13 protein-coding genes and 1 pseudogene are annotated in these 13,599 nt (G+C 65.4%); 7 read left to right on the top strand and 7 right to left on the bottom strand.

The window, feature by feature from the left end:
* Positions 1 to 11 precede the first annotated feature (11 nt).
* The 6 genes from priB to ACV229_RS24035 all read left to right on the top strand — a co-directional run bounded on the left by priB (position 12) and on the right by ACV229_RS24035 (position 5,418).
* Positions 12 to 311: a primosomal replication protein N gene (gene priB / locus ACV229_RS24010; protein WP_011657069.1), complete on the top strand. Its 300-nt coding sequence runs from the start codon at positions 12 to 14 to the stop codon at positions 309 to 311.
* Positions 312 to 315: 4 nt separating this feature from the next.
* A complete protein-coding gene (gene rpsR, locus ACV229_RS24015) occupies positions 316 to 591 on the top strand; it encodes a 30S ribosomal protein S18 (protein ID WP_006486248.1) in 276 nt (91 codons plus the stop codon).
* Positions 592 to 618: 27 nt separating this feature from the next.
* Positions 619 to 1,071, top strand: a complete 453-nt coding sequence (gene rplI / locus ACV229_RS24020) for a 50S ribosomal protein L9 (protein WP_448076256.1) — start codon at positions 619 to 621, stop codon at positions 1,069 to 1,071.
* Between the two features lie 139 nt (positions 1,072 to 1,210).
* A complete protein-coding gene (gene dnaB, locus ACV229_RS24025; RefSeq protein WP_448085587.1) occupies positions 1,211 to 3,631 on the top strand; it encodes a replicative DNA helicase in 2,421 nt (806 codons plus the stop codon).
* 139 nt (positions 3,632 to 3,770) lie between these two features.
* Positions 3,771 to 4,397 (top strand): DUF47 domain-containing protein, encoded by a 627-nt coding sequence (locus tag ACV229_RS24030; RefSeq protein WP_448085588.1) that lies wholly within the window; start codon positions 3,771 to 3,773, stop codon positions 4,395 to 4,397.
* A 10-nt stretch (positions 4,398 to 4,407) separates the two neighbouring features.
* Positions 4,408 to 5,418, top strand: a complete 1,011-nt coding sequence (locus ACV229_RS24035) for an anion permease (protein ID WP_448085589.1) — start codon at positions 4,408 to 4,410, stop codon at positions 5,416 to 5,418.
* Positions 5,419 to 5,549: 131 nt separating this feature from the next.
* Here the strand turns inward: ACV229_RS24035 and ACV229_RS24040 are convergent, their stop codons facing one another.
* Together ACV229_RS24040 and ACV229_RS24045 are read right to left on the bottom strand one after the other, a co-directional pair.
* Positions 5,550 to 6,632 carry an NlpC/P60 family protein gene (locus ACV229_RS24040; RefSeq protein ID WP_448085590.1) on the bottom strand — a complete coding sequence of 361 codons (1,083 nt, stop codon included), beginning with the start codon at positions 6,630 to 6,632 and terminating at the stop codon, positions 5,550 to 5,552.
* Between the two features lie 247 nt (positions 6,633 to 6,879).
* Complete coding sequence (locus tag ACV229_RS24045; RefSeq protein ID WP_448085591.1) at positions 6,880 to 8,685, bottom strand: PhoH family protein; 1,806 nt, start codon at positions 8,683 to 8,685, stop codon at positions 6,880 to 6,882.
* Between ACV229_RS24045 and ACV229_RS24050 the strand changes: the two are divergent.
* Positions 8,593 to 8,828: pseudogene (locus tag ACV229_RS24050) on the top strand (hypothetical protein). The gene ACV229_RS24045 and the pseudogene ACV229_RS24050 sit on opposite strands and share 93 nt — an antisense overlap.
* Positions 8,829 to 9,021: 193 nt before the next feature.
* On the opposite strand, the gene ACV229_RS24055 reads toward ACV229_RS24050, so the two are convergent.
* From ACV229_RS24055 to ACV229_RS24075, 5 genes are all read right to left on the bottom strand, one after another.
* Positions 9,022 to 9,483, bottom strand: coding sequence for a peroxiredoxin (locus tag ACV229_RS24055; protein ID WP_448085592.1), 462 nt, complete (start codon positions 9,481 to 9,483; stop codon positions 9,022 to 9,024).
* Positions 9,484 to 9,634: 151 nt separating this feature from the next.
* The gene (locus tag ACV229_RS24060) at positions 9,635 to 10,531 is read right to left on the bottom strand and encodes a polysaccharide deacetylase family protein (RefSeq protein WP_448085593.1); all 897 of its coding nucleotides are present in this window, start codon (positions 10,529 to 10,531) and stop codon (positions 9,635 to 9,637) included.
* Between the two features lie 14 nt (positions 10,532 to 10,545).
* Complete coding sequence (locus ACV229_RS24065; protein WP_448085594.1) at positions 10,546 to 11,601, bottom strand: bifunctional UDP-4-keto-pentose/UDP-xylose synthase; 1,056 nt, start codon at positions 11,599 to 11,601, stop codon at positions 10,546 to 10,548.
* Positions 11,598 to 12,545, bottom strand: a complete 948-nt coding sequence (locus ACV229_RS24070; RefSeq protein ID WP_448085595.1) for a formyltransferase — start codon at positions 12,543 to 12,545, stop codon at positions 11,598 to 11,600. Before ACV229_RS24070 ends, ACV229_RS24065 begins: the two co-directional genes overlap by 4 nt.
* Positions 12,542 to 13,594 (bottom strand): glycosyltransferase, encoded by a 1,053-nt coding sequence (locus ACV229_RS24075; RefSeq protein WP_448085596.1) that lies wholly within the window; start codon positions 13,592 to 13,594, stop codon positions 12,542 to 12,544. Before ACV229_RS24075 ends, ACV229_RS24070 begins: the two co-directional genes overlap by 4 nt.
* Positions 13,595 to 13,599: the final 5 nt, after the last annotated feature.

Consider the following 13,599-nt stretch of genomic DNA (forward strand, 5'->3'; position numbering starts at 1 on the left):
GCGCCACTCACGTGAACAGGCTGCAATTGACCGCGAGCGTCGTCGAACGCGCACCGGTGCGGTACACCCCCGCCGGCGTTCCGATCGCAAGCGCCACGTTGCATCACCGCACGGAAGTCGTCGAAGCAGGCATACCCCGTCAGGTCGAAATGACGATCGAGGCGGTGGCGGCCGGTGAGGCGAGCGGCAGGCTGGAAAGCCGTGAAATGGGCGTCGAAACGCTGTTCACGGGCTTCCTGGCAAAGAAAAGCCGCAACGCGAGAACCTTGGTGTTTCACATCACAGCATTGCAGGACATTGGAAAGGACTGAAATCATGCCCCGCCCGACTGGTAAGAAATTCGACAAGCGTCGTCAGCAACAAAACCCGCTCTTCAAGCGCAAGAAGTTCTGCCGTTTCACGGCCGCCGGCGTCGAGCAGATCGACTACAAGGACACGGAAACGCTGAAGGACTTCATCGGCGAAAACGGCAAGATCACGCCGGCTCGCCTGACGGGTACGAAGGCGCACTATCAGCGTCAGCTGGATACGGCAATCAAGCGTGCGCGTTTCCTCGCGCTGCTGCCGTACACCGATCAGCACAAGGCGTAATCAGGCGACGCAATAAGGAGAATTCGAATGCAAATCATTCTGTTGGAAAAAGTCGCCAACCTGGGCAACCTGGGCGACATCGTCAAGGTCAAGGACGGTTACGCACGCAACTTCCTGATCCCGAACCGCAAGGCTCGTCGCGCAACGAAGGAAGCGATCGCCGAATTCGAAGTGCGCCGTGCAGAGCTCGAGAAGATCGCCGCTGAAAAGCTGGCGGCTTCGCAGGCAGTCGGCGAGAAGCTGGCAGGCCAGTCGTTCGAAATCACGCAGAAGTCGGGCGTTGACGGCCGTCTGTTCGGCTCGGTCACGAACGCGGACGTCGCGGAACTGCTGAAGAAGGCAGGCTACGACGTCGAGAAGGCACAGGTTCGCATGCCGGAAGGCCCGCTGAAGATGATCGGCGAGCACGCTGTCCAGGTCGCGCTGCACACGGACGTCGTCGTCGACGTCACGGTCAACGTGATCGGCGACCACGCGTAAGCGTACGCAGTCTTGCCGGGCGGCTTCCGCCGCCCGGATGAAGGGCAGGCGCCCGGGTAACCGGGGCCTGCCTTTTTTGTTGTCCGGCAGCCGGCGACCGGCTGGCGTCCCCGCGCTCAATTCGCGATAATCCCAACCCATGAACGCGCCGCAAGATCCTCAAATCGAATCGCTGAAAGTCCCGCCGCACTCGGTCGAAGCCGAGCAGTCGGTGCTGGGCGGCCTGTTGCTCGACAACGCGGCGTGGGACCGGATTGCCGACTTCCTGTCGCAGGGTGATTTCTATCGCTACGACCACCGGATCATCTACGAGCACATCGGCCGCCTGATCGCGGCGACGCGTCCGGCCGACGTGGTGACCGTCTATGAAGCGCTGACCACGTCCGGCAAGGCGGACGACGTCGGCGGGCTCGCGTATCTGAACGCGCTCGCGCAGAACACGCCGAGCGCGGCGAACATCCGCCGCTACGCGGAGATCGTGCGCGATCGCGCGGTGCTGCGCCGGCTCGTGTCGGTCGCGGACGAGATTTCCGCCGATGCGTTCAATCCGCAGGGCAAGGAAGTCCGCCAGCTGCTCGACGAGGCCGAAGCGAAGGTGTTCTCGATCGCCGAGGAGGGCGCGCGCGGCAACAACGGCTTCCTCGAGATCGGCCCGCTGCTCACGCAGGTCGTCGAGCGGATCGACACGCTGTATCACACCGCGAACCCGAGCGACGTCACCGGCACGCCGACGGGCTTCGTCGATCTCGACCGGATGACGTCGGGGATGCATGGCGGCGAGCTGATCATCGTTGCCGGTCGTCCGTCGATGGGTAAGGCGCAGCCGCTCGATGCGCGCGTCAGCACACTGACGGGCTGGAAGCGGATGGGTGAGCTGAAGGTCGGTGATGCGCTCGCATCGGTCGACGGCGCACCGTCGACGGTGACCGGCATCTTTCCGCAAGGCGACCGGCAGGTCTACCGCGTCAGTTTCTCGGATGGCCGTTCCGCCGAATGTTGCGACGAGCACCTGTGGTGTGTCCATTACCGTGGGTGGGAGAAGCCGCGCGTTTTGACCACGGCAGAAATTCGCACGCTCCTGACGCGGCAGCGCTATCGGAATCGCTTGTGGATCGACATGCCGAGCGGCGATTTCGGACACGCGGATTCGCTTCCTGTCGATCCGTGGGTGCTGGGCGCATTGCTCGGCGACGGCTCGCTGAGCGGTACGGCGGTGCGTTTCAGTGTCAAGGCGGAGGAGACGCTGAACCGGATGCGCGCGCGGGTCGACGCGACCCTCGAACTCGAATATTCCGGCCAGTACGACTGGAGAATCAAGCGTCGCCCGGCCGACCAGGGGCCGCGCCCGACAGTCAATCCGCTGAAGGCGGCGCTTGAACGGCTTGGCGTATGGGGGCGGACGAGTTACGACAAGTTCATTCCGCGAATCTACCTCGAGGCGGGCAAGGATGTGCGACTCGATCTGCTGCGCGGACTGCTCGATACCGACGGCTGGGTCGAATCGTGGGGCACGGTGCGTTACTCGACGGCCAGTGCGCAACTCGCGCGCGACGTCCAGGAGTTGGCACGTTCGCTCGGTTCCTGGTGCCAGATTTCGGAGAAGGCGACCAGCTTCACGTCCGGCGACGAGCGCAGGGCCGGCGCAACGGCTTATGTGTGCACGATCAGTCATCCGGATCCGCAAAGCCTGTTCCTGTTCGAGGGCAAGCGCGAACGGCTTGCAGCCGGGCGAACGCGTCGCAAGATGCCGGTGATCGTCGGTATCGAGCCGACGCGCCGGACGGCCACGCAGTGCATCTCGGTGTCGCATCCGTCGCGCCTGTACGTAACCGACGATTTCGTGGTGACGCACAATACAGCCTTCTCGATGAACATCGGCGAATACGTCGCGGTGGAATACGGGCTGCCGGTCGCGGTGTTCTCGATGGAAATGCCGGGCACGCAGCTCGTGATGCGTATGCTCGGCTCGATCGGCCGGCTCGACCAGCACCGGATGCGGACCGGGCGTCTCACCGACGAGGACTGGCCGAAGCTCACGCACGCAGTGCAGAAGATGAGCGAGGCGCAGCTCTTCATCGACGAGACGGGCGGCCTGAACCCGATGGAACTGCGCTCGCGGGCGCGGCGTCTCGCGCGCCAGTGCGGCAAGCTCGGCCTGATCATCGTCGACTACCTGCAGCTGATGTCGGGCTCGTCGTCGGGCGAGAACCGCGCGACCGAAATCTCGGAAATTTCCCGCTCGCTGAAGAGTCTCGCGAAGGAGCTCGACGTGCCGGTGATCGCACTGTCGCAGCTGAACCGCGGCCTCGAACAGCGACCGAACAAGCGGCCGGTGATGTCGGACCTGCGGGAATCCGGCGCAATCGAACAGGATGCGGACGTGATCCTGTTCATCTACCGGGACGAAGTCTACAACCCGGACAGCCCCGACAAGGGCACTGCCGAAATCATCATCGGCAAGCAGCGTAACGGCCCGATCGGGCCCGTTCGGCTCACGTTCCTCGGCCAATACACGAAGTTCGACAATTTTGCCGGGGCGCAGAACTTCTACGGCGAGTGACGCCGGTTGTAAACCCCTATTTCACGAAACGTTGTATCCCGTCGCCGTGTGCGCGCGCGTCCCGTGCGCGCGCCGGACGGGAAACGGTACAATGTCGCCGATTTTCGTGACAGCCGTTTGACAATCTCCCAGGAATCCCATGTTCGGTCGATTCATGCCCACCGAGGGCAAGTTCTTTGAATACTTCAATGCGCACGCGAAGCACATCGTTGCCGCGGGCCGCGAGCTCGAACTGCTGATCGACAATCTCGCCGATGCCGAGATTCACAAGCAAAACGTGCAGTCGGCCGAGAAGGCTGCCGACAAGCTGACGCACGAAGTGATCGATTTGCTGCACAAGACGTTCATCACGCCGCTCGACCGCGACGAGATCCACAAGCTGATCACGACGATGGACGACATCCTCGACCTGATGGAGGATGTCGCGACCGCCGTGTCGCTGTACGACGTGCGTGCGGTGACGTCCGAGGCGAGCCAGCTCGCGCACATCGTCACGCAGGCCGCGCAGCACGTGCAGCAGGCCGTTGCGATGCTGTCGGACATGAAGCAGTCCGCGCAGATCCTGAAGGCGTGCGAAGAAATCGACCGCTGGGAATCGGAAGCCGACCGCGTGCTGCGTGCGGCGATGTCGAAGCTGTTCCGCGAAGAAGACGACGTGAAGACGCTGATCAAGCTGAAGGCGATCTACGAGCTGCTCGAAGAGATCACCGACAAATGCGAGGACGTCGCGAACATCATCGAAGGCATCGTGCTGGAAAACGCCTGAGCCGATTACGATGCATTCGATACAACTCGCCCTATGGATGGTCGCGGCGCTGGTGCTCGTCGCGCTCGTATTCGACTTCATGAACGGCTTCCACGACGCGGCGAACTCGATCGCCACCGTCGTGTCCACCGGGGTGCTGAAGCCGCAGCAGGCGGTGGCATTCGCGGCCTTGTTCAACGTCATCGCGTATTTCATCTTTCACCTGAAGGTCGCGCAGACCGTCGGCAAAGGCACGATCGACCCTGAGATCGTCGACCATTACGTCGTGTTCGGCGCGCTGATCGGCGCGATCGGCTGGAACGTGATCACCTGGTACTACGGCATTCCGTCGAGCTCGTCGCATGCGCTGATCGGCGGCCTTGTCGGCGCGGCGCTCGCGAAGTCGGGCTGGGGCTCGCTCAATATCGACGGGCTGATGAAGACGATCGCGTTCATCTTCATCTCGCCGCTGCTCGGCTTCATCCTCGGTTCGCTGTTCATGCTCGGCGTGTCGTGGCTGTATTTCCGTACCGCACCGAGCAAGGTCGACCGCCGGTTCCGTCGTCTGCAGCTGCTGTCGGCCGGGCTGTACAGCCTCGGTCACGGCGGCAACGATGCGCAGAAGACGATCGGCATCATCTGGATGCTGCTGATCGCGACGGGCTATGCGTCGGCGACCGCCGATGCGCCGCCCGCGTGGGTGATCGGCGCGTGCTACCTGTCGATGGGTCTCGGCACGCTGTTCGGCGGCTGGCGGATCGTGCGCACGATGGGCCAGAAGATCACGAAGCTGAAGCCGGTCGGCGGGTTCTGCGCCGAAACGGGCGGTGCGATGACGCTGTTCATTGCGTCGTTCCTCGGCATTCCGGTGTCGACGACGCACACGATCACCGGCGCGATCGTCGGCGTCGGCGCGACGCAGAAGCTGTCGGCCGTGCGCTGGGGCGTGGCCGGCAACATCGTCTGGGCGTGGGTGCTGACGCTGCCGGCGTCCGCGCTGTTCGCGGCGGGCGGCTGGTGGCTCGGCCACCGGATCTTCTGATCGCGTCGTTTCGCGCCAGTGCCGCTTCGCTCCCGAAAGCGCCGCATGCCGACAGGCTGCGGCGCTTTTTTCATGGGCGCGGACCGGTGGAGGGCGCCGCGCATCGCACGGTTCGACGACAGGGTCTTGTATCAGTAGCTGCCGTTCGCGAAGCGGGCGATCGGGTCGTCGGCCGTGCCGGTGCGTGTGCTGACGGGGGCGGATTGCGTCGATGCGCGCAGTACCTGGACACTGTCGGGTTCGGCGGCGCGCGCCTGGCGTGTCGCCGGGGCAGACGGCGGCGGTTCCGAATCGAATGCGGCTGCTTCGGCGGCAGTCAGGGCCGTCGTCGGAATCGACGTGCCGACCTCTGCGACATCGGCTCGCGACGGGCTTGCCGTTGCCGCGGCGACGTCACTCACGGATGTCGCCTGCTGCTGGGCCGCCGGCATCCGCGGTGGCGGAGGTTCGTACGGGTCGGCGACTGCGGCCTGAGCGACCGGTGCGGTCGACGTGGCCGGCGTCGCCTGCGCAGTCGTCGTGGCCGGCGACAGCGGTGACACGCTCGGCGGCGCAGCCGCATAGGCCGGCTGCCTCGGTGCGGCGGCCACCACGGCGGACGCCGGTGCGGCCGGCTGCGCACGCGGAACATCGCGCCGCGCTTCGTAGGTCGGCGCATCGAACGGCGTCGGCGTCGCCTTCGGCGGCGCGACGCGGCGAATGCCGTCGAAGCGCTTCGCCCAGTACGGGTTCGTCAGGTAGTCGAGCCGCACGGTGCCGCCCGTCGACGGCGCATTGACGAAGCGCAGCTTGCCGACATAGATGCCGACGTGCGAATGCGGCCGCCCGGTGGTGTTGAAGAAGATCAGGTCGCCCGGCGCGATCTGCTCCGGGTCGATCGACGTGCCGCGGCCGCTCATGTCCGCGGTCGTGCGCGGCAGGTCCACGTCCGCCGCGCGCCCGATCACGTAGCGCACGAGCCCGCTGCAGTCGAAGCCGCTCGCCGGCGTGTTGCCGCCCCAGCGGTACGGCACGCCGACGAGGCTCATCGCCTGGATCGAGATTTCTTCCTGGCCGACGCTGTGGTCGACGAATTTCGGGAAATTGGCGGGCGGCGGGAACGCGCGGGGCGTCGTGATCGTCGTCCCCGACGAGCGCGACGCCGACTGCGGCGGCACGCTGGAGCAGGCCGCAAGCAACGACACGACGGCGACGGGAACCCAGATTCGAAGCATGACAGGCGGGCGAGCGCGGCGCGCTCGCGAATCGTATGACAACGGATAGGCCCGATGGTAGTCGCTCCGACGGGGCTTAGGCAACCATTCCTGAGAATTTACTTGAAGTTTCGCGTGTAAATGTGGTCATTGCGTGACGGCGGCTTGCAGTGCTTACGACCCCAAAACAAAAACGGCGCTCCGTTTCCGGAGCGCCGTGTGGTGTCGCGAACGACCTGAGCCGGCTCAGGCTGGCCGGCAGGCCGCGTTACAGGATGTCGGACGCGTAATCGGCGAGCCGCGACCGTTCGCCGCGCGCGAGCGTCACGTGGCCGCCGTGGCTCCAGCCCTTGAAGCGATCGACAACGTAGGTGAGGCCCGAGCTGCCTTCCGTCAGGTACGGTGTATCGATCTGCGCGATGTTGCCGAGGCAGACGATCTTCGTGCCGGGGCCCGCGCGCGTGACGAGCGTCTTCATCTGCTTCGGCGTCAGGTTCTGCGCCTCGTCGATGATCAGGTACTTGTCGACGAACGTGCGGCCGCGCATGAAGTTCATGCTCTTCACTTTCAGGCGCGAACGGATCAGTTCCTGCGTCGCTGCACGACCCCATTCGCCGGCGGCGTCGTCGGTCTTCTGCAGCACTTCGAGGTTGTCGTCGAATGCCCCCATCCAAGGCTGCATCTTCTCTTCCTCGGTACCGGGCAGGAACCCGATGTCCTCGCCGACGGGCACGGTCGCGCGCGTCACGATGATCTCGTTGTAGCGCTTGTCGTCGAGCACCTGCGCGAGGCCCGCCGCGAGCGCGACGAGCGTCTTGCCGGTGCCGGCCTGGCCGAGCAGCGTGACGAAGTCGATCTCCGGGTTCATCAGCAGGTTCAGCGCGAAATTCTGCTCGCGGTTGCGCGCGGTGATGCCCCACACGTTGTTCTTGTGGTGGCTGTAGTCACGCAGCGTCTGCAGCAGCGCCGTCTTGCCGTTCAGCTCGCGGACGACCGCATGGAACGTCGGCTCGCCGTTCTGCGGCTCGAGGTAGACGAACTCGTTGACGAGCATTGACGCGACGAGCGGACCCGTCACGCGATAGTACGTGGTGCCCGTCTTCGTGTCCTGCCAGCTCTCCATGCCCTTCGCATGCCGGGTCCAGAAATCCTGCGGCAGCTCGCGCACGCCGGTGTACAGGAGGTCCTTGTCCTCGAGCACCTGGTCGTTGAAGTAGTCTTCCGCGGGCAGGCCGAGCGCGTGCGCCTTGATCCGCATGTTGATGTCTTTCGACACCAGCACGACCTGGCGGTCGGGCCGGTCGCGCTGCAGCGCGCGCACGACGCCGAGGATCTGGTTGTCGGCCTTGCCTTGCGGCAGGCCCTCGACGGGCTCGATGTTGGTGAGCGTCGTCTGGAAATAGAGGCGGCCGAGCGCATCGCGGCTACCGAGGCGCGACAGCGGAATGCCGGTCGTGATCGGGCCCGCGTCGGCGACGAGCGCATCGAGCGTGCGGCTCACCTGGCGCGCGTTGCGTGCGACTTCCGACATCCCCTTCTTGTGGTTGTCGAGTTCCTCGAGCGTCATCATCGGCAGATAGACGTCGTGTTCCTCGAAGCGGAAGAGGCTGCTCGGATCGTGCATCAGCACGTTCGTGTCGAGCACGAACAGCTTCTGCATCTCGGCTTCGGCGGCCTTGCGGCCGCGCGATTTCGTCGCGGTACCGGCTTCGCGCGCGACGGCGGCGGCCGGTTTCACGGCCGAAGGCTTTTCGGCGCGCGCGACCGGCGCGGCGGGTTCTGCGGGTGCCGGCACGGGCTGCAGCAGTGCGGCCGTCTGCTTGGTCTTGCGGCCGCGCGCAGGGGCGCTCGGGGCTTCCTGCGTCGACGCGATCGCGCCGACGGCACGCAGCGGCGCGGCGGTGTTCGCGGCTTCGGTCATCGGTTGGGCCACGCTAGCCGGACCGTAGTCACCGGCCGTGGAAACGTCCCCTTCGGCGGATTGCTTCGCGGCTTTCGCGGGTCGCGCTTTCGCCTTGTATTCGTCGGGCGGCAGCAGGCTGCCGAGCTTGCTGGGGGGGGTAGGCAAAGGCATGGTGTCCCTCGGGAGGAATCGTGTCGCATGGCATGCGCCGCTGATCGCATTCTGCTTCGTGACGAAGACGCAGGCAGTTTGCGCGCGGTGGCGCACATGAAATTCGTTTAGCCGGTTCGCCTAAATGTCGATCAGCTCCTTGACGGGGTGAAGGGCCGGACCGAGCGCCGGCGCGCAGACCATAAAAAAAGCCGCTGCCCCGTCGACCGGGACAAGCGGCTCGGCTGATACCGTCGTGATGCGCGTCAGGTGCCGGGAAGCATCGCAACGAGCACCGGCGCAGCTACGAGAAATATGGGGCGTACTGGCATTCATTGCGGCCCAATATAGCGCGCCTCAAAGCGCTTGTACAGCACCCAGCACGTCCTCCACATGACCCGGTACCTTGATGCCGCGCCATTCGCGACGCAGCACGCCGTCGGCGTCGATCAGGAACGTCGAGCGCTCGATTCCGCGCACTTCCTTGCCATACATTTTCTTCATCTTGATGACATCGAACAGCGTGCACAGCGCTTCGTCGCCATCGGAGATCAGCGCGAACGGCAGCTCGAGCTTTGCCTTGAAATTGTCATGCGAGCGCAGGCTGTCACGCGACACGCCGACGATTTCCGCGCCGGCCTTCTTGAACTTCGGATAGAGATCGCGGAACTGCAGCCCCTCGGTCGTGCAGCCGGGCGTGTTGTCCTTCGGATAGAAATACAGCACGAGCTTCTTGCCCTGCAGGTCGGACAGCGACAGGTCGCCGCCGGTAGCCGGGGCAGTGAAATCGGGAACTTGACGGTCAACTTCGACGGACACGTGTTTCTCCTGTTGTTATGGAAGGGCGCCTTGGCGATGGCGCGTTTGCGCGCCGCGCATCGATCGCGCGTGCACGGCGGCGTACAGGGTGCGGTGCGGCGGCAGCCGCACCGGAGGGTCGGGATCGGACGGCGCCTGCCCGCGTGCGAGCTCAGTCGGGCTGGACGATCAGCTCGCCGGAGCGGCCCGGAATCTCGCCCCACGTGACAGGGTACGATGGCAGCGTGTCGCGGTCCAGCGTCGCGTGATAGTCGCCCATCGTCGCAAACGTGTGGCCTTGCGCACGCCAGCCCGCGAGCAGTTGCTCGAACACCGGCGCGAGCTTCTGGCCTTCCAGTTCCGCGTGCAGCGTGAAGACCTGGTCGTGCGGATTGGTTTCGGTGAACTTGAGGATGTGCGCGGCGACGTTGTGCGTGTCGACGCCGTCGACGCCGAGCACTTCGTCGAGCGTCGGCAGCGTCGTCGGCATCTGCACGTGCGCGAGCGTCCGGCCGCCGACGACCGGCAGGTACGGCGAATGGCCGCGGCCATCGGACGCGTAGCGCATGCCCCACGCGTCGATCTGCTCGAACGCCGCGTCGTTCATCTGCCAGCCTGCCGCGCCGTGCGTGACGGGCGGCGCGCCGAAGATCTCGACGAAGCGCGCGTGGCTTTTCTGCATTTCGCGCGCGGTCCAGTCGCGATCCTGCTGGCGGACGTTGTCCTGCCAGTACACGTGATCCCACGTGTGGATCCCGCATTCGAAGCCGGCCTCGTGGATCGCGCGCATGTCGGCGATCGCGCGGCGGCCGATGTCAGGACCCGGCAGCAGCACGCCGTACATCAGCTGCTTCACGCCGTAATGCTCGACGACCGACGTGCGCGACACCTTCTTCAGGAACCCCGGGCGGAACACGCGCCGCAGCGCCCAGCCGGTATGGTCCGGCCCGAGGCTGAAGAGGAAGGTTGCGCGGGCGCTGAAGCGGTCGAAGATGCGCGCGAGGTTCGGCACGCCTTCGCGCGTGCCGCGCAGCGTGTCGACGTCGATCTTGAGGACGATGCGAGCCAAGCGAGTGTCCCGCGTTAGCCTTGCTGCTCGACGAGTGCGCGCGCGTCGGCGACGTGGCCGCGGTACGCCTCGAAGATCTTGCGCAGCGCGTCGTCGAACGTCGATTGCGGCGCCCAGCCGAGCTCCTGCATCGTGTTGTCGATCTTCGGCACGCGGTTCTGCACGTCCTGGTAGCCCTTGCCGTAGTACGCGCCCGACGTCGTTTCGACGAGGTTCACGTTCTTCGCGGAATCGGCGTACTCGGGGAACTCGGCCGCGAGTTCGAGCATCTTGTGCGCGAGTTCGCGCACCGAGAAATTATTCTTCGGATTCCCGATGTTGTAGATCTTGCCCGATGCAACGCCGTTCGCGTTTTCGATGATCTTCATCAGCGCGCTGATGCCGTCGTCGATGTCGGTGAACGCGCGCTTCTGCGAGCCGCCGTCGACGAGGCTGATGTTTTCGCCGCGCACGATGTGGCCGAGGAACTGCGTGACGACGCGCGAGCTGCCTTCCTTCGGCGTGTAGATCGAGTCGAGGCCCGGGCCGATCCAGTTGAACGGACGGAACAGCGTGAAGTTCAGGCCTTCCATCCCGTAGCCCCAGATCACGCGGTCCATCAGCTGCTTCGAGCACGCGTAGATCCAGCGCGGCTTGTTGATCGGGCCGTAGGTGAGGGCCGAGTTGTCGGGGTCGAACTGTTCGTCCGAGCACATCCCGTAGACCTCGGAGGTCGACGGGAACACGAGGTGCTTGCCGTACTTCACGGCCGAGCGCACGATCGGCAGGTTCGCCTCGAAGTCGAGCTCGAACACGCGCAGCGGCTGCTGGACGTAGGTCGCGGGCGTCGCGATCGCGACGAGCGGCAGGATCACGTCGCACTTCTTCACGTGATACTCGACCCACTCCTTGTTGATCGTGATGTCGCCTTCGAAGAAATGCATCCGCTCGTGGTTGACGAGATCGCCGAGCCGATCGGTCTGCATGTCCATGCCGAACACTTCCCAATCGGTGGTTTCAAGAATGCGCTTCGACAGGTGATGGCCGATGAAGCCGTTCACACCCAGGATCAGGACTTTTTTTGCTTTCATGAATGACGGGAAGAATGAATGAACTGCGCGAATTCCGCGGGCGTCACGACGGTTTCGCTGCCGTCGCGCTGTTGCCACAGCTCGAGAATGGATATGGCGCGGCTGTCGCCGCAGACGCCGAATAGCACATTATCGCTTACGTGCAGGCCGGGCGGCAAATCGACCGCCGCCGCGGCGGCCGGGCTGCCGGGCGCCGCAACGCGCGCGCGCGCGACGACGAAGCGCGCGCCGTTCAGGTCCGTGAACGCGCCCGGATACGGGGGCGCGACCGCGCGGACCAGGTTGTAGACCTGCGCGGCGGGCTTCGACCAGTCGATCCGGCCGTCCTCGGGCTTGCGGCCGCCGAAGTAGCTGCCGGCTGCGAGATCGTTCGGCAGGTGCGGCGCTTCGCCCGCGAGCAGCGCGGGCAGGACGCGCCACAGCGTCTGCTCGGCGGCCACCGTGACCTTGTCGAACACCTGCGCGGCCGTGTCGTCGGGCAGGATCGGCACCGCGGTCTGGCCGACGATCGCGCCGGCGTCGGGCTTCGCGGCCATTTCATGCAGCGTCGCGCCGGTTTCCGTCTCGCCGTTCAGCACCGCCCAGTTGGTCGGAACCCGACCCCGGTATTTCGGCAGCAGCGAACCGTGCATGTTGTACGCACCGCGCGGCGCGATCGCGAGCAGGTCGACCGGCAGCATGTGCCGGTAATAGAACGAGAAGATGAAATCCGGCCGTGCGTCGGCGATCGCGCGGCGCAGGGCGGGGTCGGCCGGATCGGCCGGCGTGGCAACGGCAATCCCGTGCTCGGCCGCGACCGACGCGACGCTGCCGAACCAGATGTTCTCGTTCGGGTTGTCCTCGTGCGTGACAACGAGCGCGACGTCGACGCCGCGCGCGAGCAGCACCTGCAGGCAACGCACGCCGACGTTGTGGTACGCGAATACGACCGCGCGCGGCTTCATCGCGTGACCTCCTGGCGGCCTTCGTCCGCGGGCGCATCGTGCACGTTGCCGTGCCGCTCGAGCACGGTCTGGATCAGGTAGCGCGGGCGGGCGCGCACCTGCTGGTAGATGCGGCCGATGTATTCGCCAAGCAGGCCGAGCGCGAAGATGATCACGCCGAGCAGGAAGAACGTGATCGCGAACAGCGTGAACACGCCTTGCACTTCCGCGCCGACGATGAAGCGCCGCACGAGCAGCAGCACGAACAGCGCCGCGGAGCCGAGCGACAGGATCACGCCGATGAACGACAGCCACTGCAGCGGCACGACCGAGAAGCCGGTCACGAGGTCGAAGTTCAGGCGGATCAGGCTGTACAGCGAATACTTCGATTCGCCCGCGAAGCGCTCCTCGTGCGCGACCTCGATCTCGGTCGGCTTCTGCGCGAACGTGTAGGCGAGCGCCGGGATGAACGTGTTGACCTCGCCGCACACGTTGATCGTGTCGATGATGCGGCGGCTGTACGCGCGCAGCATGCAGCCTTGGTCGGTCATCTTGATGCGCGTGATGCGCTCGCGCAGCCGGTTCATCGCGGCCGACGCCTTGCGCCGGAACAGGCTGTCCTGGCGCTGCTTGCGAATCGTGCCGACGTAGTCGTAGCCCTCGCGCATCTTCGCGATCAGCTTGCCGATTTCCTCGGGCGGGTTCTGCAGGTCCGCGTCGAGCGTGACGACCATGTCGCCGCGCGATTGCGCGAAGCCGGCGAGGATCGCCATGTGCTGCCCGTAGTTGCCGTTCAGCAGCACGACGCGCGTCGTGTCGGGGCGCACGTGGAACTGGTCCGCGAGGAGGGCGGCCGAGCGGTCGCGGCTGCCGTCGTTGACCAGGATCACTTCGTACGACGTACCGAGCGCGTCGAGCGCCGGATACAGCCGCGCAAAGAGCGCGGCGAGGCCGTCTTCCTCGTTGTACACGGGGATGACGACCGATACTTCCGGATGCCCGGCGCCCGGGTTCGCTGCGCCCGGGTGACCGGCGCCCGGTTGCCCGGCGCGTGCTTCAAGGTGACTCATGTCCG

This window comes from Burkholderia sp. MR1-5-21 (assembly GCF_053427715.1).

What these genes read in the sequence shown, in the direction of transcription:
- rpsR (WP_006486248.1), top strand. Translation starts at nt 316, where the DNA reads ATGCCCCGCCCGACTGGTAAGAAATTCGACAAGCGTCGTCAGCAACAA.
- rplI (WP_448076256.1), top strand. Translation starts at nt 619, where the DNA reads ATGCAAATCATTCTGTTGGAAAAAGTCGCCAACCTGGGCAACCTGGGC.
- dnaB (WP_448085587.1), top strand. Translation starts at nt 1,211, where the DNA reads ATGAACGCGCCGCAAGATCCTCAAATCGAATCGCTGAAAGTCCCGCCG.
- ACV229_RS24030 (WP_448085588.1), top strand. Translation starts at nt 3,771, where the DNA reads ATGTTCGGTCGATTCATGCCCACCGAGGGCAAGTTCTTTGAATACTTC.
- ACV229_RS24035 (WP_448085589.1), top strand. Translation starts at nt 4,408, where the DNA reads ATGCATTCGATACAACTCGCCCTATGGATGGTCGCGGCGCTGGTGCTC.
- ACV229_RS24040 (WP_448085590.1), bottom strand. Translation starts at nt 6,632, where the DNA reads ATGCTTCGAATCTGGGTTCCCGTCGCCGTCGTGTCGTTGCTTGCGGCC.
- ACV229_RS24045 (WP_448085591.1), bottom strand. Translation starts at nt 8,685, where the DNA reads ATGCCTTTGCCTACCCCCCCCAGCAAGCTCGGCAGCCTGCTGCCGCCC.
- ACV229_RS24065 (WP_448085594.1), bottom strand. Translation starts at nt 11,601, where the DNA reads ATGAAAGCAAAAAAAGTCCTGATCCTGGGTGTGAACGGCTTCATCGGC.
- ACV229_RS24070 (WP_448085595.1), bottom strand. Translation starts at nt 12,545, where the DNA reads ATGAAGCCGCGCGCGGTCGTATTCGCGTACCACAACGTCGGCGTGCGT.
- ACV229_RS24075 (WP_448085596.1), bottom strand. Translation starts at nt 13,594, where the DNA reads ATGAGTCACCTTGAAGCACGCGCCGGGCAACCGGGCGCCGGTCACCCG.